General features: G+C 74.4%; 16 protein-coding genes and 3 tRNA genes. 10 read left to right on the top strand and 9 right to left on the bottom strand.

Features of this window, described 5'->3' with window-relative positions; all coding sequences use genetic code 11:
- Nucleotides 1–116 precede the first annotated feature (116 nt).
- The 7 genes from SCATT_RS15755 (at nucleotide 117) to SCATT_RS15725 (ending at nucleotide 4,331) form a co-directional block, all read left to right on the top strand.
- Nucleotides 117–434 carry a histone-like nucleoid-structuring protein Lsr2 gene (locus SCATT_RS15755; RefSeq protein WP_014144076.1) on the top strand — a complete coding sequence of 106 codons (318 nt, stop codon included), beginning with the start codon at nucleotides 117–119 and terminating at the stop codon, nucleotides 432–434.
- A 139-nt stretch (nucleotides 435–573) separates the two neighbouring features.
- A tRNA-Gly gene (locus tag SCATT_RS15750) sits at nucleotides 574–645 on the top strand.
- A 77-nt stretch (nucleotides 646–722) separates the two neighbouring features.
- Nucleotides 723–798 (top strand) — tRNA-Gly (locus SCATT_RS15745).
- A 168-nt stretch (nucleotides 799–966) separates the two neighbouring features.
- On the top strand, nucleotides 967–2,250 hold the full coding sequence (locus tag SCATT_RS15740) for a sensor histidine kinase (RefSeq protein ID WP_014144075.1): 1,284 nt from the start codon (nucleotides 967–969) through the stop codon (nucleotides 2,248–2,250).
- On the top strand, nucleotides 2,247–2,861 hold the full coding sequence (locus SCATT_RS15735) for a response regulator transcription factor (protein WP_014144074.1): 615 nt from the start codon (nucleotides 2,247–2,249) through the stop codon (nucleotides 2,859–2,861). Before SCATT_RS15740 ends, SCATT_RS15735 begins: the two co-directional genes overlap by 4 nt.
- Nucleotides 2,862–2,886: 25 nt before the next feature.
- Nucleotides 2,887–2,959, top strand: a tRNA-Gly gene (locus SCATT_RS15730).
- A gap of 106 nt (nucleotides 2,960–3,065) precedes the next feature.
- Nucleotides 3,066–4,331, top strand: coding sequence for an MFS transporter (locus SCATT_RS15725; RefSeq protein ID WP_014144073.1), 1,266 nt, complete (start codon nucleotides 3,066–3,068; stop codon nucleotides 4,329–4,331).
- Nucleotides 4,332–4,401: 70 nt separating this feature from the next.
- Here the strand turns inward: SCATT_RS15725 and SCATT_RS15720 are convergent, their stop codons facing one another.
- The 4 genes from SCATT_RS15720 to purD form a co-directional block, all read right to left on the bottom strand.
- The gene (locus tag SCATT_RS15720) at nucleotides 4,402–5,301 is read right to left on the bottom strand and encodes a phosphoribosylaminoimidazolesuccinocarboxamide synthase (protein WP_014144072.1); all 900 of its coding nucleotides are present in this window, start codon (nucleotides 5,299–5,301) and stop codon (nucleotides 4,402–4,404) included.
- Between the two features lie 71 nt (nucleotides 5,302–5,372).
- Nucleotides 5,373–6,923: a N,N-dimethylformamidase beta subunit family domain-containing protein gene (locus SCATT_RS15715; RefSeq protein WP_014144071.1), complete on the bottom strand. Its 1,551-nt coding sequence runs from the start codon at nucleotides 6,921–6,923 to the stop codon at nucleotides 5,373–5,375.
- A 231-nt stretch (nucleotides 6,924–7,154) separates the two neighbouring features.
- Nucleotides 7,155–8,948, bottom strand: a complete 1,794-nt coding sequence (locus SCATT_RS15710) for a membrane protein (protein ID WP_014144070.1) — start codon at nucleotides 8,946–8,948, stop codon at nucleotides 7,155–7,157.
- A 295-nt stretch (nucleotides 8,949–9,243) separates the two neighbouring features.
- Entirely contained in the window at nucleotides 9,244–10,518 is a 1,275-nt protein-coding gene (purD, locus tag SCATT_RS15705; protein ID WP_014144069.1) for a phosphoribosylamine--glycine ligase, read from the bottom strand.
- Between the two features lie 275 nt (nucleotides 10,519–10,793).
- Between purD and SCATT_RS15700 the strand changes: the two genes are divergently transcribed.
- The gene (locus SCATT_RS15700; protein ID WP_014144067.1) at nucleotides 10,794–11,642 is read left to right on the top strand and encodes an SLATT domain-containing protein; all 849 of its coding nucleotides are present in this window, start codon (nucleotides 10,794–10,796) and stop codon (nucleotides 11,640–11,642) included.
- Between the two features lie 21 nt (nucleotides 11,643–11,663).
- Here SCATT_RS15700 and SCATT_RS15695 read toward each other — a convergent pair whose 3' ends face one another.
- The 3 genes from SCATT_RS15695 to SCATT_RS15685 form a co-directional block, all read right to left on the bottom strand.
- Nucleotides 11,664–12,311, bottom strand: coding sequence for a hypothetical protein (locus SCATT_RS15695; RefSeq protein WP_014144066.1), 648 nt, complete (start codon nucleotides 12,309–12,311; stop codon nucleotides 11,664–11,666).
- Nucleotides 12,312–12,382: 71 nt separating this feature from the next.
- On the bottom strand, nucleotides 12,383–13,060 hold the full coding sequence (locus tag SCATT_RS15690) for a GntR family transcriptional regulator (protein ID WP_014144065.1): 678 nt from the start codon (nucleotides 13,058–13,060) through the stop codon (nucleotides 12,383–12,385).
- Nucleotides 13,061–13,163: 103 nt separating this feature from the next.
- Nucleotides 13,164–14,537, bottom strand: a complete 1,374-nt coding sequence (locus tag SCATT_RS15685; protein ID WP_014144064.1) for an aspartate aminotransferase family protein — start codon at nucleotides 14,535–14,537, stop codon at nucleotides 13,164–13,166.
- A 189-nt stretch (nucleotides 14,538–14,726) separates the two neighbouring features.
- On the opposite strand from SCATT_RS15685, the gene SCATT_RS15680 reads away from it, so the two are divergent.
- Complete coding sequence (locus SCATT_RS15680) at nucleotides 14,727–16,994, top strand: serine/threonine-protein kinase (protein ID WP_014144063.1); 2,268 nt, start codon at nucleotides 14,727–14,729, stop codon at nucleotides 16,992–16,994.
- Between the two features lie 88 nt (nucleotides 16,995–17,082).
- Here the strand turns inward: SCATT_RS15680 and SCATT_RS15675 are convergent, their stop codons facing one another.
- Nucleotides 17,083–18,366 (bottom strand): adenylosuccinate synthase, encoded by a 1,284-nt coding sequence (locus SCATT_RS15675; protein ID WP_014144062.1) that lies wholly within the window; start codon nucleotides 18,364–18,366, stop codon nucleotides 17,083–17,085.
- A gap of 197 nt (nucleotides 18,367–18,563) precedes the next feature.
- Here SCATT_RS15675 and SCATT_RS15670 point away from each other — a divergent pair, with 197 nt between their 5' ends.
- Entirely contained in the window at nucleotides 18,564–19,361 is a 798-nt protein-coding gene (locus tag SCATT_RS15670; RefSeq protein WP_014628146.1) for a diacylglycerol kinase family protein, read from the top strand.
- On the opposite strand, the gene SCATT_RS15665 is transcribed toward SCATT_RS15670, so the two are convergent.
- A complete protein-coding gene (locus tag SCATT_RS15665; protein ID WP_014144060.1) occupies nucleotides 19,262–19,840 on the bottom strand; it encodes a GbsR/MarR family transcriptional regulator in 579 nt (192 codons plus the stop codon). The two genes, SCATT_RS15670 and SCATT_RS15665, sit on opposite strands and share 100 nt — an antisense overlap.
- Nucleotides 19,841–19,906 lie beyond the last annotated feature (66 nt).

Below are 19,906 nucleotides of genomic sequence, written 5' to 3'. Positions count from 1 at the left end.
CCGGACCATTGACTTGGGCCCGCGGACTCTGGCACATTGCCGCACGTCAGAACGGCTCGGCGGATGCGGTTGGCCATCCGTCGCCCGGCCGTTGCCGAACGAAAGGACCGATATCCATGGCGCAGCGCGTGGTGGTCACACTCTCCGACGACATCGACGGCGGCGAGGCCACGGAAACGATCGCTTTCGGCCTCGACGGGAAGGCGTACGAGATCGATCTCTCCGCCGCCAACGCGGACAAGCTGCGCAATGCGCTGACGCCTTACCTCAAGGCCGGCCGGCGCCGCAGCCGTTCCGGGAAGGCGTACCAGCGCACCTCGGTCGCCCCCGACCCGGCGGCGGTGCGCGCCTGGGCCCGCTCCAACGGCATGGACGTGCCCCCGCGCGGCCGGATCCCCAAGAAGGTCTACGAGGCGTTCGAAGCGGCGAGTTGAGCCGCCGCCCGCCCTCGCGGCGCCCCTGGTCGGGGGCGCGGCGAGGGCCCCGGAAGCCGATTGGACAACCACCCCCGGTGATCCGCTAAAGTCTGGAGCGCGCCGGGGGCGAGGCCGAAGGGCCGGGCAACCGAACCGCGCGGGTGTAGCTCAGTAGCAGAGCGCCCCTTTTCCAAAGGGGAGGCGCAGTGTGCAATTCCTGTCACCCGCTCCGACAGCCCTACCGGGTCCATCGATCAGGTAGAGTGGTCAGCGCACCGGGCGGTGAGAGCCGCTCGGGGGCAACCTGCGGACGTAGCTCAGTTGGTAGAGCGCAACCTTGCCAAGGTTGAGGTCGCGAGTTCGAGCCTCGTCGTCCGCTCCACAACGTAGGGCCTGATCCTTCCGGATCGGGCCCTACGGCTATTCGCCCGGGGTTCCGGTGACAAATGTCATCCGCGCCGATGACACCGCGCACCGCCGTACCCCCTTGCCACGCGGGACGCTTGGGCCGGACGGTGGTCGACGGGACGGCGGCGGAGCGGACGGGCGCGTGGAGGGGGCCGGGGTGCGGCGGCAGCGGCGCAGCAGCGCGGAACGGGTGGAGTCGTACACCAGGAAGTCGGTCAACGCCACCTACGTGGTCTTCGGCTGCTCGGAACTGGTACTGGCGCTCCCCGGTATCGGCCGCCGGTGGGACTCCGTACTCCCCTGGCTGTTGGTGCCGCTGACGGTGGCTCAGTGCGTGCTGGCCGTCGTGGTGACCGGGCAGGCGATGACGCGGCGGCTGGCGGCCACCGCGCCCCGGCCGCACCCGTGGCCGGTGTGCGCGCTGGGCGTGGTCACCGCGCTGCTGCTGGCCGGGTTCGGCGCGCTGGCCGGCACCGGGCTGCTGGTCGCGGTCTACCTCCTCCCGGCCGGCCTGTCCTTCGTGACGTCCGTCCTCACCGGCTCGTACGCGCTGCTGGTGGCCCGGCGGCGGACGGTGGCCGTGATCGCGGCGGTCCCCACGGTCTGCGTCGCGGTGCTGCTGGCCGGGCTGGGGCTCAACGTCTACGGGGTCGTCGTCAGCCTGCTGGTGGGGGCGTTCTCCACCGCCTCCACGGCGGCCACGGTCCGCTGCTCGGCCTGGGTGGTCTCGGTGGTGCGGGAGTTGGCGGCGGCCCGGGAGGCGCAGGCGCGGCTGGCGGTCGCCGAGGAACGGCTGCGGTTCGGGCGGGACCTGCACGACGTGCTCGGGCGCAACCTCGCGGTGATCGCGCTCAAGGGCGAGCTGGCCGTCCAACTCGCCCGCCGGGGGCGCCCGGAGGCGGTGGAGCAGATGGTCGAGGTGCAGCGGATCGCGCAGGAGTCGCAGGCGGAGGTGCGGGAGGTGGTGCGCGGCTACCGCACGGCCGGCCTCCGCTCGGAGCTGACCGGCGCCCTGTCGGTGCTGCGGGCCGCCGGGGTGGCCGCCCGGATCGAGGGGGACGACGGCACGGCGCTGCCCCCGGTGGTCCAGTCGGCGCTGGCCTGGGTGGTGCGGGAGGGGACCACCAACGTGCTGCGCCACGGGGACGCCCGGACCTGCGTCATCGGCCTGCGCGCGGGGCCGCCCGGTCCGGCCGTGCTGACCATGGAGAACGACGGGGTGGACGCCGCCCGCCCGCCCGGTTCGGGCAGCGGGCTGGCCGGGCTGCGCGAGCGGCTGGCGGCCCTGGACGGCACGCTCGCCGCCCGCCCCTGCGCCCCGGACGGCTTCCGGCTGACGGCGACGGTGCCGTGGCCGTCCGGTACGGCGGCGGACGAGGCGTCCCGCCCCGCCACGGACCCGGTGGAGCCGGCGGTGACCTCGTGACCGGGACGGTACGGGTGCTGCTCGCCGACGACGAGCACCTGATCCGGGGGGCGCTGGCGGCGCTGCTCTCCTTCGAGGACGATCTGCGGGTGGTGGCCGAGGCCGCCTCCGGCCCCGAGGCGCTCGCCATGGCCCGGGCCCACCGGCCGGACGTCGCCGTACTCGACCTGGAGATGCCGGGGGCGGACGGTGTGACAGTGGCCACATCGCTGCGCGCCGAGGTGCCGGAGTGCCGGGTCATGATCGTCACCGGCCACGGGCGCCCCGGCCACCTGAAGCGGGCGCTGGCGGCCGGGGTGCGCGGCTTCGTGCCCAAGACCGTCTCCGCCCAGCGGCTCGCCGAGATCATCCGCACCGTGCACGGCGGAGGGCGGTACGTGGACTCGGAGTTGGCGGCCGACGCGATCAGCGCCGGGGAGTCGCCGCTCACCGCCCGGGAGGCCGAGCTGCTGACGCTGGCGGCCGACGGCGCCCCGGTCGCGGAGATCGCCGCGCGGGCCTGCCTGTCCCCGGGGACGGTCCGCAACTACCTCTCCTCGGCCACCGCGAAGCTGGGCGCCGAGAACCGGCACGCGGCCGTCCGTGCCGCACGCCGCCGCGGTTGGCTATGATGGGGCACAGCAGCGCACCGCGCACGCGGACGTAGCTCAGTTGGTAGAGCGCAACCTTGCCAAGGTTGAGGTCGCGAGTTCGAGCCTCGTCGTCCGCTCCGTGCCGGAAGGGTCCGGTCCCCGTGAGGGGGCCGGGCCCTTCCGCGTTCCCCGGTCATGATCACGACCGTTGACAGCCAACCGGCCCGGCCGTAGGTTCCGCAGATGCTGAGTACGGTACGGGAGCAAGCGCGCGGCCTGACCAAGGACCAGCGCAACGCGTTCGTCGCGGCCTTCCTGGGCTGGGCGATGGACGCCTTCGACTACTTCCTCGTCGTCCTCGTCTACAGCGAGATCGCCGACGAGTTCAAGGTCTCACTGACCGACATGGCGTTCCTGACCACGGCGACGCTGATCATGCGCCCGGTCGGGGCCTTCGTCTTCGGGCTGTGGGCGGACAAACGCGGCCGGCGCGTGCCGCTCATGGTGGACGTGCTCTTCTACTCGGTGGTCGGCTTCGCCTGCGCCTTCGCCCCCAACTACACCGTGCTGCTGGTGCTGCGCCTGCTGTACGGGATCGGGATGGGCGGCGAGTGGGGGCTGGGCGCGGCGCTGGCGATGGAGAAGATCCCGGCCGAGAAGCGCGGCTTCTGGTCCGGCGTCCTCCAGGGCGGCTACTCGCTGGGCTATCTGCTGGCGGCGGTGGCCTTCCTGGTGATCGAGCCGGCCTTCGGCTGGCGCGGCCTGTTCGCCTTCAGCCTGGTGCCGGCGCTGGTCGCGCTGTGGGTACGCAGCCGGGTCGGGGAGAGCGAGGTGTGGGAACGGGCGGTGCGGCTGACCGACACCCCGGTGCGGGCGGTCCTCCGCAACCCGGCCGTGCTGCGCCGCTTCGGCTACCTGGTGCTGCTGATGACCGCCTTCAACTGGATGTCCCACGGCACCCAGGACGTCTACCCGACCTTCATCAAGAAGGGGCTCGGGCTCTCCCCGGACACCGCGATCCTGATCGCCGTCGTCTACAACATCGGGGCGATGGTCGGCGGCACGGTGCTGGGCGCCTACTCGGAGCGGCTCGGGCGGCGCCGGATCATCATGATCTCGGCCGGCGCGGGCATCCTGGTGGTGCCGATCTTCGCCCTGTCCACCACGGCGGGCTGGCTGGCGTTCAGCTCGTTCCTGATGCAGGTGTGCGTGCAGGGCGCCTGGGGCGTGATCCCGGCGCACCTGAACGAGCTGAGCCCGGACGCCATCCGCGGTTTCTACCCGGGGGTCACCTACCAGCTCGGCAACCTGATCGCCGCCCTCAACCTGCCGATCCAGGAGGCGCTGGCGAAGGCGTACAGCTATCCGACGGCGCTGATGGCCACCGTCTTCCCGACGCTGGTGGTGGTGATCGTGCTGAGCGCGGTGGGCAAGGAGGCCAAGGGGGTGCGCTTCGGCTCCCCCGGCGGCGCCGGCTCCCCGCGCCCGGAGAACCTGCCGGCCGCCTGAGACCCGTACCGCGTCCCCCGGCCCGTCGCGGCCGGGGGGCGCGGGGGACGTGTCCGGGGCGGGCGGCGGGTCAGGCCCAAGGGGTGCCGGTCAGCCGCTCGTAGGCCTCGACGTACTTGGCCCGGGTGCGCTCGACGACCTCGGCGGGGAGCGGCGGCGGGGGCTGCTCGCCGGCCCGGTCCCAGCCGGAGGCCGGGGAGGTGAGCCAGTCGCGGACGAACTGCTTGTCGTAGGAGGGCTGGGCGCGCCCCGGCTGCCACTGGTCGGCGGGCCAGAACCGGGACGAGTCGGGGGTGAGCACCTCGTCGGCGATGACCAACTCGCCGTCCGCGCGGCCGAATTCGAACTTGGTGTCCGCCAGCAGGATGCCGCGTTCCCGGGCGATGTCCCGGCCGCGGGCGTAGACGTCCAGGGTGACCCGGCGCAGCTCGGCCGCGGTCTCGGCGCCGTGCCGCCGGGCCACCTCCTCGTAGGAGACGTTCTCGTCGTGCTCGCCGACCTCCGCCTTGGTGGCCGGGGTGAAGATCGGGGCGGGCAACTCGGAGCCGTCGGTGAGCCCCTCGGGCAGCGCCAGCCCGCACACCGTGCGGTCGCGCCGGTACTCGGCGAGCCCGGAGCCGGTCAGGTAGCCGCGGGCCACGCACTCGACCGGGATCATCTCCAGCGAACGGCACACCATGGTGCGCCCGGCCCAGTCGGCGGGGGCGCCCTCGGGCAGCTCGGTGGAGATCACGTGGCTGGGCACCAGGTCGGCGAGTTGCTCGAACCACCACAGCGACAGCTGGGTGAGGATGCGCCCCTTGTCCGGGATGACGGTGGGCAGCACCCAGTCGAAGGCGGACATCCGGTCGCTGGCCACCATCACCAGGCGGCCCTGCCCGTCCCGGTACAGCTCGCGCACCTTGCCGGTGTGCAGATGCACCAGACCCGGCACCGACACCGGCTCGGGCTTTTCCACGAATCCGGACACGCTTCCTCCACGTAGGTTGACCCAGCTGCCCCGATTCTCCCCGATGGCCGCACCGGCCGCGTGCGGCGGGGTCAGTCGCGCTTGCAGATACGGTCCAGCAGATTGGCTGTGGCCCGCTGGATCCGGGGGTCGACGTGGCCGGGCCGGTCGAGCGCCGGCGACCAGGCGAAGGTGCCGGAGGCGAAGACGTACGCGCCGCTGGGCGCCCGGTACAGCGAGGTCTCCTGGTGCTGGCGGACGCCGGTGGAGTCCAGGTAGGGCGAGTGGGCGAGGAGTCTTCGCGCGGTGTACGCCGGCAGCGCGGTGCGCGGGAAGTAACGGTCCGCCTCGCCCGCCACCAGGCCGGGCAGCTCGTCGCCCTCGCCGGCCCCGCTGGCCTCCCACAGCCAGTGGTCGGCGTTGCGGACGACCAGCGGGGAGGGCTCGGGGACCCGGCCCGCGTACTGCACGCCGAGCACCAGCTGCTCCGGCTCGCCCATGTCACGCCAGAGCGCGGTGCGCCCGCGGGCGTCGCTGCGGCGCTTGCGGCAGGTGAGCAGCCGGTCCGGGGCGCCGCTGGCGGAGGGGCTCAACTCGACCTGCCAGTACATGGTGTTGGCGGAGAGGAAGACCAGCGAGGTGCCATGGTCCCGGGCGCGCTCGACGGCCCGGCGCATCGGCACCGACCAGTACTCGTCGTGGCCGGGGAAGACCAGGCCCCGGTAGCGGGTGGGGTCGACGCGTCCGGCGTGCAGGTCGCGGGCGTCGGCGTAGGCCAGGTCGTAGCCGTAGCGTTCGGCCCAGCGGATGAAGTCGTAGGCGTGGCCGACGTGGAGCGGCAGCCCGGCGCCGGCGTACGGGCGGTCGTAGCAGACGGTGACCGCGGCGGCCTCCTCGCCGAGCAGCCGCCCCTCCTCGTCCCAGGCGTGGTAGAGGCTGGCACCGGTGCGCCCGTCCTCGGGGTAGAGGTTGTACGCCTGCCAGGTGACGTCGGGCAGCAGGAGCAGCAGGTCGGCCTCGTAGTCGGGGGGCTGCCGCACGGCCGGGTCGCGGGGCGGGTCGGGAGGCAGGTCGCGCACGGTGAACGGGATGTGGCTGCGGTAGCCGTCGGGGGTGGTGAGGACGGCCACGTAGGCGCCGGTGCTCCAGTAGGAGGGGACCTGGAGGCGCCAGGAGAGCCACCAGTGGTGGCAGGAGACGGTGCGGCCGGCGGTGAGCGGCCCGGACTGGACGACGCCGGAGAGCCGCGGGCTGCTGGTGATGTAGTTGGCGCCGTCGCCGCCGTAGTGGCCGATCCGGTAGATGTCGACCACGAAGTCCTGCGGCGGGTCGACGGTGACGTGGAAGTCGACCGAGCCGCCCGGGGTCACCGAGCCGCCGGAGGTGAACCCCTTGATCTGCAGGCCCACGTCGTCGGCGTTGCGCAGCCCGGTGGAGCGGCGGCGGCGTCCGGCGCGCTGGCCCGGCAGCCGGTCGGCGCCGTCGTCGGGCAGGGAACGTCCGGCGTACCAGGGCAGCAACTGGCCGTCGTCCAGGTACTGTTCGCGTCCGCGCAGCCAGGGCAGCGGGCCCTGGCCGAAGGGGTCGGTCACGGCGTGTGCGAGTGCGCCGGAGTCCCAGCGGCGGATCTGGTCCGTTCCCACGAGTATCCCTCCCCCGCCCTCGGCGCGTGGTCGTCCGACGGTCGCTTCGGTGGGCGCCGGTGCATTTCCAGGACATCACACATTGCGCTGTCACCGTCACCCTTAGTGGCTATTTTTCGGAACAGAATCCCTCCGGATGATGCGTATCCGGTCATCGGTGACCGGTACGAAAACATGCGGTGGGACGGGTGGCCCGGCGGGGGCACCGGGGTGCGCCCGGGCGCGCGCCCCTCACGCCAGGCGCACCGGTGTCTCCAGTCGCACCCCCACCGTGGCCAGCCAGGCGCGCAGCGGCCCCGGGTCGCCGTTCTCCACCAGGCGCAGCACCGGCCAGGCCAGATCGGCCTTGCGGACCCCGCCGACCAGCAGCGTCGGCCCGTCCAGCCAGTCGAGGCCGGGGGCGGCGCCGGCGGTGTCCACGGCGGCGCAGCACACCATCGCGGTGACGTGGTCGGTGAGCAGCTCCCGCCCGGTGCGCGGCGGCAGCAACTGGTAGACCGGGGTGGGCGGATCGCCCTCGGGGCCCACCGGCCCGGCGGGTATGGAGGTGGGCACCGGCAGCGGAACGGGGTCGGCGGGGCCCGCGGCGGACTCGGCGGGGGCGGCGCCGAGCGGATCTCCGGCCGGGTCGCCGGGGCCGTCGTGGACCTCGCGTTCCTGGTGGGCGCTGATCCGCGCGGCGAGTTCGTCACTGCCGCCCTGGGCGAGCCGGTCGAGCACCCGGGCCAGGGTCGCCTTGGCCGGGCCGGGGCCGCCCGCCGTCTCGGCCGGACCGCCGTCGGGCACCGGGGCCAGCTCGTCGAGCACCCGGTGGAGCCGGGCGGCGTCGCTGCGCCAGATGCGGTCGACGACCTGCTCGGGGTAGGACTCCCAGGCCACCGGTGACCAGGGGCGGCCGGGGCGGTTCGGGCCGCCGTGGAAGAGCCGGGCGGCCAGCAGCGAGGCGGCTGCGTCGATGGCGCCGGGCTCCTCCAGCAGGTCGCACGCGGGGCGCTCGCCGAGCCGGGTCTCGAACCCCTCGGCGAGCCGGTCGCGCCGGGACAGCTCGGTGAGCGCGGCCACCACGCCGGCGTCCAGCTGGGAGGGCCAGCGCCCCATCCGCCAGGCGGGCAGCGCCACCCGGGTCAGCAGCCGGTCCCAGCCCGCGTAGGCCAGCCCGACCTGCTCCTGGGCGACGATCCGCAGCCCGTAGTCGACCGCCTGGGCCCGCTCCGAGGCGGCGGCGGCCACCGCGCGCTCCATCTCGGCGGCGTGGCCGCGGCAGCGGCGCAGCAGCAGCCGGGCCACCCAGCCGACGAACGCGAGCGCCGGACGGCGCGCCAGGCGGGCGAGGCCACGCAGCCGCGGCCCGCCGTGCCCGGGGCCCGTCCGGCGGCCGGAGGCGGCCACCGCCACGGCCGCGTCCAGCCCGCGCAGGAACCGGCGGGCGGCGGCTATGTCGGGGTCGGCGGCGGGTCCGGTGCCGGCCACCACGGGGGCGAGCAGGGCGCGCAGCTCGGCGACGCGCATCCACCACATGAAGGGCGAGCCGATGACGAGCACCGGGGCGTCGGGGACGCGGCGGTGCGGGCGCGGGGCGCGGGCGCCGCCGTCCGGACGCGGGGGCCGGCGGCGGCTGCGGTGGCTGCGGTCCTCCAGCCAGCTGTCGCAGTCGGGGGTGAGCGCTATGGCCGAGGGGGCCGGCACCTCCAGGCGTCCGGCCAGGTCGCGCACCATGCGGTAGAGCTCGGGCGCGGCCTCCTCGGTGACCTCGACGGTGGGGCTGACGGCCGGGCGGGCGCGGACGATGACGGCGGCCACCCCGAAGGCGAGCACCAGGACCGCCAGCGCGCCGGCCACCACGGCCCACCGCACCGCGTCCCAGCCGTCACCGCCGATCCGCCCGGTGGCACCGGCGACCAGCAGCACGACGGCGACCGCGGCGGGCAGGAGGGCGACCGCCAGCGCGGCACCGCGGATGCGGAGCACCGCGAGGGCGCGGGAACGAGCTGCGTCTGCACCGGCCACCGAGCTGTTCACCCCCATACCTGAGACGACGGCGGACACCGGCCGACGGCGGTGTCCCGTCCCCCCACTCTGGCACCCGCCACCGACATCGCAATGTCCGTACGGCCAGTTGCCCCAATGGCGCGGCGCCGGCCGCAGTCCGCTTGCGCCGCACCATAGTTGGGCCGGGGTGCCGCGTCAGCCGTATGGCCAAGCGGTCACTCGATGGAATGGCTTTGGGCAACGCACGGCGCCGGACGGGCGCTGGGCGGGGTGCCCGGCTCCCGCCCGGTTTCCACCGTTCGATACCGGTTGTTCGAGGGTGTTCGAGGGGTCAGCGGGCGTCGGCCGGGGTCTGCGCGTCCTCGGCGGCCTTGCGGGCGATGTCGCCGCGGTGGTGGGAGCCGGCCAGCCGGATCCGGCCAACCCCGGTGTACGCCCGCTCCCGAGCAATGGCCAAATCCTGACCGTGCGCCGTTACGGAGAGCACCCGGCCTCCGGCGCTCACCACCCGCCCGTCCTCGTCCGTCCGGGTGCCCGCGTGCAGGACGTAGGTGTGGTCGGGGCCGGCCGCCACGTCCGCCAGTCCCTCGATCGGGTCGCCGGTGCGCGGGGCGCCGGGGTAGTTGTGCGCGGCGATCACCACGGTCACCGCGGCCTCGTCACGCCACCGCAGCGGCGGCAGCTCCGCCAGGCGTCCGGTGGCCGCCGCCGCCAGCACCCCGGCCAGCGGGGTCTTCAGCCGGGCCAGCACCACCTGGGTCTCCGGGTCGCCGAAGCGCGCGTTGAACTCGATCACCCGCACCCCGCGCGAGGTGATCGCCAGCCCCGCGTAGAGCAGCCCGGCGAAGGGCGTGCCGCGCCGCCGCAGCTCGTCCACGGTGGGCTGCAGGACGGTGGCGGTGACCTCCTCGACGAGCGCCGGGCCGGCCCACGGCAGCGGCGAGTAGGCGCCCATGCCACCGGTGTTGGGGCCCTGGTCGTCGTCGAGCGCCCGCTTGAAGTCCTGGGCGGGCTGGAGCGGCACCACGGTCTCGCCGTCGGTCACCGCGAAGAGCGAGACCTCGGGGCCGTCCAGGTACTCCTCGATCACCACCTGGTCGCAGGCGAGCGCGTGGGCCCGGGCGGCGGCCAGGTCCTCGGTCACCACCACGCCCTTGCCGGCCGCCAGGCCGTCGTCCTTGACCACGTACGGCGGGCCGAACGCGTCGAGCGCCGCGTCGACCTCCTCGGGGGTGGCGCACACGTAGGCGCGGGCGGTCGGCACCCCGGCCGCCGCCATCACGTCCTTGGCGAACGCCTTGGACCCCTCCAGCTGCGCCGCCCGCGCCGACGGGCCGAAGCAGGCGATGCCCCGGTCCCGTACCGCGTCGGCGACGCCGGCCACCAGGGGGGCCTCCGGGCCGACGACGACCAGGTCGGCGCCGAGCCGGACGGCCAGGTCGGCGACGGCGGCGCCGTCCAGGATCTCCACCGGATGCAACTCGGCGACCTCGCCGATCCCGGCGTTGCCGGGGGCGCAGTGCAGCGCGGTGACGTCGGGGTCGAGGGACAGGGAGCGGCACAGGGCGTGTTCGCGGGCGCCACCGCCGATAACGAGGACCTTCACGGGAACCTAGCCTACGGCCCGCTCCCGCCGCCCCCGCCGGGCCAGGTGACCCCCGGCGGCCACTCGGGTCACTCTTTCGAGTGGCCCGCGGGCCCGGGGTCAGGCCGCTGACGGGGCACATTCAGCGGGTTTGGCCCGGATCGGGTCCGCGGGGGTCAGCCGTTCGGCGGTAAGAAGTGGGCTTCGAACCCACGGGGGTGGGCCCGGCGGCGCGCTCCGGCAGCGGCCGCGGGGCGCCTTCGGCGGTGGCGACGGGTGGGAGAGGAAGTGCGCGGGTGAGCCAACCGGACAAGCACCCCGAGGGGGCGCCTCGGGAGGAGAGCCCGCCAGGGCACGTCCCGGGGGCCTTGGGCCGTCCGGGGGTGCCGGCGTGGTTCGGCCGCCCGGTGCCGGGCCGCGCCGGCGGTCTCTACCGCCGCGGACGTCCGCCCCGGCCGCACCGGGAGCGCCGGGAGGACCTGCGCACCGCGCCGTTCCCGGTGGGCGACTGGGGCGACCCCGCGGTGCGCCTGGACGAGCTGTACCGCTGGGCCGAGGGCACCGCGGTGCGCACCGCCGACTGGTACCTGGCCGACCGGGTGTGGAAACGGCGCTGGGCGCGGGTGCTGCGCGGCGGGGCGGTGCTCGGCGCGGCCGGCGGGGTGGCTCTGCCCGCGCTGCGCCTGACCGACGTGCCCGGGGCGCTGGCCGGCTGGGGCTACCTCGGGCTGCTGGCGGCCGTGGTCTGCGTCGGCGTGGACCGCTGGTTCGGCCTCTCGTCGGGCTGGATGCGGGACGTGGCGACCGCGCAGGCCGTGCAGCGGCGGCTGGAGGCGCTGCGCTTCGACTGGGCGTCGGAGAGCGTACGGGAGGTGCTGGGGCCCACCGAGGGCACCGCGAGCGAGGCGGCCGAGCGCTGCCTGGCGGTGCTGCGGCGGTTCTGCGAGGACGTCTCGGACCTGGTGCGCGGCGAGACCGCGGAGTGGTTGGTGGAGTTCGGGGCCGGCAGCGGGCCGCTGTACACCCAGTCGCTGACCGGCTGGGCCCGGCGGCCGGAGGGCTCGGGGCCCAGCCGGTTCCCGCTGCCGCCCGGCGGCCGGCCCAGCATGCCGCGGCAGCGCCCCCCGGAGGGCCCGCCGCGCTGACCGGCGGACCGCCGGCGCCGGTCAGCTGAACATGATCATCGAGCCCTGGGCCAGGCTCCGGGTGGCCGCCCGGTGCAGCCCCAGCCACACGTGCCGCTCCCGGGCGAACGGGCTGCCGTCGTACGGGGTGCGGGCCGGCTCGTCCAGCTCGGTGGGCCGGTCCGGCGGGGCGGGCGGGGCCGGCGGGTTGGCCGGGTCGATGCCGATCGCCGGGGCCACCGCCTGCAGTTCGCGCAGCAGTCCGTGGCTGGAGCCCAACGGGCCGCCCCCGGCGAGGAGTTCGTCGTCGGCCAGCGGCGCCGGGAAGTCCAGCGGCAGGTAGGCGCCGGCGTGGTCGTAGTGCCACACCAGGTGCGACTGCCGGGCGGCCGTCTCGAACATCTCCAGCAACTGCTCGTAGTCTCCGCCGAGTTCACCCACCGGCGTCACCTCCAGACCGCACAGCAGCAGCATGTAGGCCCGGCGCAGGAAGTGCAGCGCGTCGTAGTCGAACCCGGCGACCGGCGCGACGTCCCCGGTCAGCCCCGGCATGTAGCCGTGCACCGGCACCGGCGGCAACCCCGCCGCGCCCAGCGCCTTGTCGTACGCCGCGATCTCCTCGGCGAACGGGTTGTCGGGACTGTGGCAGAGCACATCCACCAACGGCACCAGCCACAGATCACAGGCCACGGGCGCTCCAGCGGGTCGCAGTCGAAGGGATGACCAGGGTAGTCACCACCACGGCTCCGGGTCAGGTGGGCCTACCCCCGGTCGGTCAGCCGGTCGATCAGGGTGAGCGCGTGCTCGTTGTAGGCGGAGACGAGGCGGCGGGTGGCTTCGGCGTCGCCGTCGCGGATGGCGTCGGCGAGGACGACGTGGCCGGTCCAGCAGACCTGGGACAGGTCGCGTTCGGCGCGCAGGAAGGGCACGGCGAAGACCCAGGACTGGGCGCGCAGGCGTTCCAGGAACTCGCTGATGTGGGAGTTCTCGGCGAGCAGCGCCAGTTCCCGCCAGAAGCGCTGGTCGCAGCCGATGAGGACGTCCAGCGCCCCGGCGCGTACCGCGCTGACCGCGGCCTCGGCCCGGCGGCGTACCGAGGCCATCGCCTCGGGCGGGAAGGCGGCCAGGCCGCGGTCGGTGAGCCGGCGGAAGATCCCCTCGGTGACCAGGATCCGGGCCTCCACCAGACCGCGGTAGTCGGCGTGGGTGAACTCCCGTACCTGGAAGCCCCGGTGGTGCTCGACCTCCAGCAGGCCCTGGGCGGCGAGGTCGACCAGGGCCTCGCGGACCGGGGTGGCCGAGACCCCGTACAGGTCGGCTATCTCCTTGACGGTGAAGCGCCGGCCCGAGGGCAGCCGGCCGGTCAGCACCTCGTCGCGCAGCGCGTCGGCGATCTGCTGCCGCAGACTGCTGCGCCGTACCGGCGTGCTGCCCGGCATCTCCGCCTCCCGCGAACCACTGTTCCGGGACCGTTCCGGTACGGACGGTCCATGTTTGGTCCCGGACAACCTACGCGACCGAAGGCGGATGGCCCAGGGCCGGTCAGCGGCAGTGGGCGTCGGCCGCGGAGAGCGCCTCGTCGAGGACGGCCAGCCCCTCCTTCGCCTCGGCCTCGGTGATGGTGCACGGCGGCACGACGTGGGTGCGGTTCATGTTCACGAACGGCCACAGTCCGCGCCGCTTGCAGGCGGCGGCGAAGTCGGCCATCGGGGCGTTGTCGGCGCCGGCCGCGTTGTAGGGGACCAGCGGTTCCCTGGTCTCCTTGTCCTTGACCAGGTCCAGCGCCCAGAAGACGCCCAGGCCGCGTACCTCGCCGACGCAGGGGTGGCGCTCGGCGATCTCCCGCAGGCCCGGGCCGAGCACCCGCTCGCCGATCTCGGCGGCGTGCTCCACGATCCGTTCCTCGCGCATGGCGGTGATGGTGGCGACGGCGGCGGCGCAGGCCAGCGGGTGGCCGGAGTAGGTGAGCCCGCCGGGGTAGGCGCGGGTGGCGAAGGTGGCCGCGATCTTCTCGCTGATGGCGACGCCGCCCAGCGGCACGTACCCGGAGTTGACGCCCTTGGCGAAGGTCAGCAGGTCGGGGACGACGCCCCAGTGGTCGGCGGCGAACCAGCGGCCGGTGCGCCCGAAGCCGGCCATCACCTCGTCGAGGACGAAGACGATCCCGTACCGGTCGCACAGCTCGCGCACCCCGGCCAGGTAGCCGGCCGGCGGGATCAGGACGCCGGCGGTGCCGACCACGGTCTCCAGCACGATCGCCGCGATGGTCTGCGGCCCCTCGAAGGCGATCACGTCCGCCAGGTGGGCCAGCGCCCGCTCGCACTCCTGCGCCTCGTCGGCGGCGTGGAACGCGGAACGGTAGGCGCACGGCCCCCAGAAGTGGACGACGCCGGCCGCGCCGGTGTCGGAGGGCCAGCGGCGCGGGTCGCCGGTGAGGTTGATCGCGGCGGCGGTGGCGCCGTGGTACGAGCGGTAGGCGGAGAGCACCTTGTGGCGGCCGGTGTGCAGCCGGGCCATCCGCACCGCGTTCTCCACCGCCTCGGCGCCGCCGTTGGTGAAGAAGACCTTGTCCAGGTCGCCCGGGGTCAGCTCGGCGATGAGCCGGGCGGCCTCGGAGCGGACGTCCACCGCGAAGCCGGGGGCGAGGGTGGCGAGCCGGCCGGCCTGCTCCTGGATGGCGGCGACCACCTTGGGGTGCTGGTGGCCGATGTTGGTGTTGACCAGCTGGGAGGCGAAGTCCAGGTAGCGGTTGCCGTCGTAGTCCCAGAACCAGCTGCCCTCGGCCCCGGCGACCGCCAGCGGGTCGATGAGTTCCTGCGCGGACCAGGAGTGGAAGACGTGGGCGCGGTCGGCGGCCTTGACGGCGGCGCCGCGCTGCGGGTCGGGGGCGGCGGGCGAGGGGCTGGCAGTCGTCATGCGGTCAGCGTAGGGACCACCCGGCGGCCCCGGAATGTGCAGGGTGTATGCCGTGGGCCGCTTTCGCCGACACTGTGTCGGGCTCTCGCGTACCGCCGCATACCGGGGAAAGCCGTGCCCGCCCGTGGGGGCGACGGGGCTCCGCCCATATGCTCAAAGCTCGTCATCACCCGGAGGAGCGAACGTCGCATGCAGAGCCTGACGCCCGACGACCCGCAACGGATCGGCCCCTACCGGCTGTTGGGGCTGCTGGGCACCGGCGGCATGGGCCGGGTCTATCTGGCCCGCTCCGAGGGCGGCCGGACGGTCGCGGTGAAGCTGGTCCGACCGGAGCTGGCCGAACGCGACGAGTTCCGCAACCGCTTCCGCCAGGAGGTGCAGGCGGCCCGCCGGGTCGGCGGCGAGTGGACGGCGCCGGTGCTCGACGCCGACACCGAGACCGCCGCGCCCTGGGTGGCCACCGGGTACGTGGCCGGCCCCGCGCTCGACGTGGTGGTGGGACGCGACCACGGGCCGCTGCCGGAGCGTTCGGTGACGGTGCTGGCGGGCCGGCTGGCGCACGCGCTGCGCGCCATCCACGGCGCCGGGCTGCTCCACCGCGACCTGAAGCCCTCCAACATCCTGCTCACCATCGACGGCCCCCGGGTGATCGACTTCGGCATCGCCCGCGCCCTGGACGCCGCCACCGGTGAGGGGCTGACCAGCACCGGCATGGTGGTCGGCTCCCCCGGCTGGATGTCCCCGGAGCAGGTGCTGGGGCAGCATCTGACGACCGCGGCCGACGTGTTCTGCCTGGGCGCGGTGCTGGCGTACGCGGCGACCGGGCGGCTGCCGTTCGGCGACTCCGGCGGCGGGGTGCACGCGGTGCTCTACCGCATCGCGCACGACGAGCCCGACCTGAGCGGGCTGACCGGACCGCTGGCCGAGCTGATCGCCGACTGCCTGGCCAAGAGCAGCGGCGAGCGGCCCTCGGTGGACGACGTGCTCGCCCGCAGCGAGGCCATGGAGGCCGCCGCCGAGCCGGCCGGGGAGCCGTGGCTGCCCGCGCCGCTGCTGGCCCAGCTCGGCCGGCACGCGGTCTCGCTGCTCAACGCCGAGCCGCCGGCCGCCCCCCAGGCCGGCTTCGGCCCGCCGGCCGCCTTCGGCGACACCGCCGGGCGGGCCGCGACGACCCCGTACAGCACCCCGGGCCCGCACGCGGTGGCCGCCACTCCGCCGTACGGGGCGCCGCCGTTCGGCACGCCGCGTCCCGGTGATCCGGCGCCCACCTCCTACGGGCTGGCCGCGCCGGTGCCGCAGGCGTTCGGGGCGGGCCAGGGCGGTCCGCCCGCGCAGCCGGCCGGCGCCTACGGCTACCCGGGGCCGGCCCCCGCCACCGCGGGCGCCGGACGTCCGGGCACCGAGGGCCGGGGCGGCTGGCGGCCACCGCAGGCCGCCGGGCTCGCCGAGGCGCCCACCCGTCCGGCGCCCGCCCCCGCCGAGCCCGCCGCCCCGCGGCCCCGGCGCCGGATGAAACCGCCGGTGATCGCCGCCTGCGCGGCCGGGGCGCTGGTCGTCGCCGGCGGCGCGACCTGGGCCCTGGTGTCCGGCTCCGGCGGCTCGACGCGTCCGGTGGCCGTCGCCTCCTCCGCCCCCGCGACCTCCTCCGCCCCCAGCACGTCGGCGACGCCGGGCCGTTCGATGCCGGCCGGGTACGTCGGCATCTGGCAGGGCAGCCGGCTGCGGCTGGTGATCAAGGCCGGTGACGTGGGCCAGGTGGTGGTGCACAGCTACAGCGTGGACGCGGACGCGCAGTGCGAGGGCGACGCGAAGCTGGTGGCGGCGGCGGCCACCGGGGTGAAGCTGGACGCCCGGGTGACCGGCGGCGTGCCCAGCGCCTCCGGGTGCGGCGGCGGTGGTGCGCAGACCCTGGCCACCGCCTCCGACGGCTCGCTGACCTGGAGCGCCGGCGGCCACAGCGCGGTGCTGCGCAAGTCCGGCCCGATCAGCGTGCCGCAGCAGTTCCTGGGCACCTGGCAGCGGTCGCTGGGCTCCGGGTACACCCAGACGATCACCATCCGGCAGGGCGACTTCGGCGCTCCGGTGGTCACCCTGGTCGCCGACACCACCGTCAAGCCCTCCCCGAGCGGCAAGGCCACCACCAAGCCGAAGCCGTCCGCCGACGCCTCCGCCAAGAAGACCGCCAAGGCCACCCCCAAGGCGTCCACCAAGCCCAAGGCGAACCCCGGCACCTCCGACACGCCGGCCGCCGGCAAGCACTGCGAGGCCTACGCCGACCTGTTCTCCGCCGACGGCAAGCTCGTCGTGGGCCCGTCGGTGGTGGACACCGCCCACTCCGCGGCCGGCTGCGCCCCGGGCGGCGCCTCCGAGCTGACCGTCTCCGGCGACCAGCTCACCCGTGACTTCCTCGGCGGCGACACCTCCGACGCCCGCACCTACGTCCGGATCTCCGGCTGACCGGTGGAACGGGAACGCCCCGGCGGCCGTCGCGAAGGACCGGCCGCCGGGGCGTAGGAGCCCTCGGCGGCTCAGCGGCTCATCAGGCTCACAGGAACGAGTTGATCTCGATGGTCTCGTCCCGGCCCGGGCCGACGCCGATCGCGGAGATCGGGGCGCCGGACATCTCCTCCAGCGCCTTGACGTAGGCCCGCGCGTTCTTCGGCAGTTCGTCGAAGGACTTGGCCTTGCTGATGTCCTCGGACCAGCCGGGCAGCGTCTCGTAGACGGGCTTGGCGTGGTGGAAGTCGGTCTGGCTGTACGGGAGTTCCTCGACCCGCCTGCCGTCGATCTCGTAGGCCACGCAGACCGGGATCTCCTCCCAGCCGGTGAGGACGTCGAGCTTGGTGAGGAAGAAGTCGGTCAGCCCGTTGACCCGGGTGGCGTAGCGGGCGATGACGGCGTCGAACCAGCCGCAGCGGCGGTCCCGGCCGGTGGTCACGCCGCGCTCGCCGCCGATGGTGCGCAGCTTGTCGCCGTCCTCGTCGAACAGCTCGGTCGGGAACGGCCCCGCGCCCACCCGCGTGGTGTACGCCTTGAGGATGCCGATGCTGCGGGTGATCCGGGTCGGGCCGATGCCGGCCCCGGTGCAGGCGCCGCCCGCGGTCGGGTTGGAGGAGGTCACGAAGGGGTACGTGCCGTGGTCCACGTCGAGCAGGGTGCCCTGGCCGCCTTCGAGGAGCACGACCTTGTCCTCGTCGAGCGCCTTGTTGAGCACCAGCGCGGTGTCGGTCACGTAGTCCTTGATCTGCTCCGCGTACTCCAGGTACTCCTCGACCACCTGGTCGGCCTGGATGGCGCGGCGGTTGAAGATCTTGACCAGGATCTGGTTCTTGTCGTTGAGCGCGGCCTCCACCTTCTGGCGCAGGATCGACTCGTCGAACAGGTCCTGGACTCGGATGCCGACCCGGTTGATCTTGTCGGCGTAGGCCGGACCGATGCCGCGGCCGGTGGTGCCGATCTTCCGCTTGCCGAGGAAGCGCTCCGTCACCTTGTCGATGGTCTGGTGGTACGGGGTGATCAGATGGGCGTTACCGCTGATCAGCAGCTTGGACGTGTCGACGCCCCGCTTCTGGAGCCCGCTCAGCTCGGAGAGCAGGACCTTGGGGTCGACGACGACACCGTTGCCGATCACCGGCGTGCATCCCGGCGACAGGATCCCGGAAGGGAGCAGGTGGAGTGCGTACTTCTGGTCGCCGACGACGACCGTGTGGCCGGCGTTGTTGCCGCCCTGGTAACGCACCACGTAGTCCACTGAGCCACCGAGCAGGTCGGTGGCCTTCCCCTTGCCCTCGTCACCCCACTGAGCACCGAGCAGCACAAGTGCGGGCACAGGCGTACACCCCTTCCGTCCGGGGCATGTCCAACGTGCGTAAGAGCCGTCGAACCGGTGCCCCGGAATAGACGAAGCCCCTGGCGCAAAGGCGCAAGGGGCTCTTGCACCGAGATTTTACCCGAGGAAGGACCAAGGTGTCGGCTCAAGCCTCGGCCGGACATCCTCCCCCGACACCGCGGGGGTACCCGCTGCTCGTGGTCATCGACCCGGCGGCCCGTACGACGGACGGCGAATCCGTACGGATCGCGCAGGACGTCCTGCGGGCCGGGGCGCCTTCGCTGAAGATCTGTCTTCCCGAGTCCGGCGAGGAACTGCGCAGGGTGCTGGCCCATCGTGGCCGACGTCACCCCGTGGTGGTCGGCGACGACCGCGCCCTGCTGCACACGGTGCGGATACTGCACCGGCAGCGGGCGCTGGGCGAGGCGCCGTTGTCGCTGGTCCCGGTGGGGCAGCGGCCCCGGCTGGCGGTGGCCCGGGCGCTGGGGGTGCCGCAGTCGGCGGTGGCGGCGGCGCGGGCGGTGCTGGACGGCGCCGAGCGCCCGGTCGACCTGCTGGTGGACGACAGCGGCGGCATCGTGCTCAGCGGGCTGCGCATCCCCGGCCCGCAGCCGGACCGTCCGGCCGGCCCGGGGCGCTGGCCGGGCCGGGGGGCGCGCACCCTGCTGCGCGCGCTGACCGGTCCGCTGCCCGCCCGCCCCGCCCCGGACGGCGTCCACCGGCTGCGGGTGGAGGCCGACGGCGTCGTCCTGACCGATCTTGACCGTCCGCTGCACGAGGTCTCGGTGCGGGTTCCGGCGGACGGCCTCGCCGAGGTCCTCGTCCACCGCCCGCACGACGAACGGCCGGTACGGGTGCGGGCCCGCGCGGTCACCGTCTCCGGCCGCGACTTCCGCTACCGGGCCGACGACTCCCCGGCCGGCCCGGTGCGCCGCCGCACCTGGACCGTGGAGCCGGCCGCCTGGCGGCTGACGGTGCCCCACCCGGCGGGCTGACCGGCGGCGCCGCGTTCCCGCTGCTCCCGCCAGCGGTCCATGGAGGCGGCGATCTCCTGCTGGAGGAAGGCGAAGAACTCGGCGGTCTCGGCGATCCGTTCCCCGGCCGGGGTGCCGGGCCCGAGCGCCTCGGCCCCCTCCCACAGCGTGCTCTCCCAGCGGGTGAGCATCTGGTCGCGGCGCAGGAACGTCTCGTACCACTGGTCGGGGTGGACCCGGTAGCGCTCGCGCCGGGAGCCGGGTTCGCGTTCCCGGCTGATGAGGCCGACCTGGGCGAGGTAGCGGACCGCGCCGGAGACCGCGGCCGGGCTGATCCGCAGCCGTTCGCCCAGCTCGGCGGAGGTGAGCATGCCCGAGTCGCTGGCCAGCAGCGCGGCGAAGACCCGGGAGGACATCCGCTGCATCCCCGCCTGGGTCAGCTCGGCCGCGAACCGCTCCACGAACCGGTCCGCCGCCGTTTCGTCCCGCTGCTCCGCCATGCGATCACTATACGGGCCGCATTCCACTAACTTCACAAATTTGTGAAATCGGCGTACGTTCGCGTC

It is taken from the genome of Streptantibioticus cattleyicolor NRRL 8057 = DSM 46488 (assembly GCF_000240165.1).
Lineage (GTDB): Bacteria > Actinomycetota > Actinomycetes > Streptomycetales > Streptomycetaceae > Streptantibioticus > Streptantibioticus cattleyicolor.
Note: the sequence above shows the minus strand (reverse complement) of the source record. Positions and strands in the feature narration are given on the sequence as shown.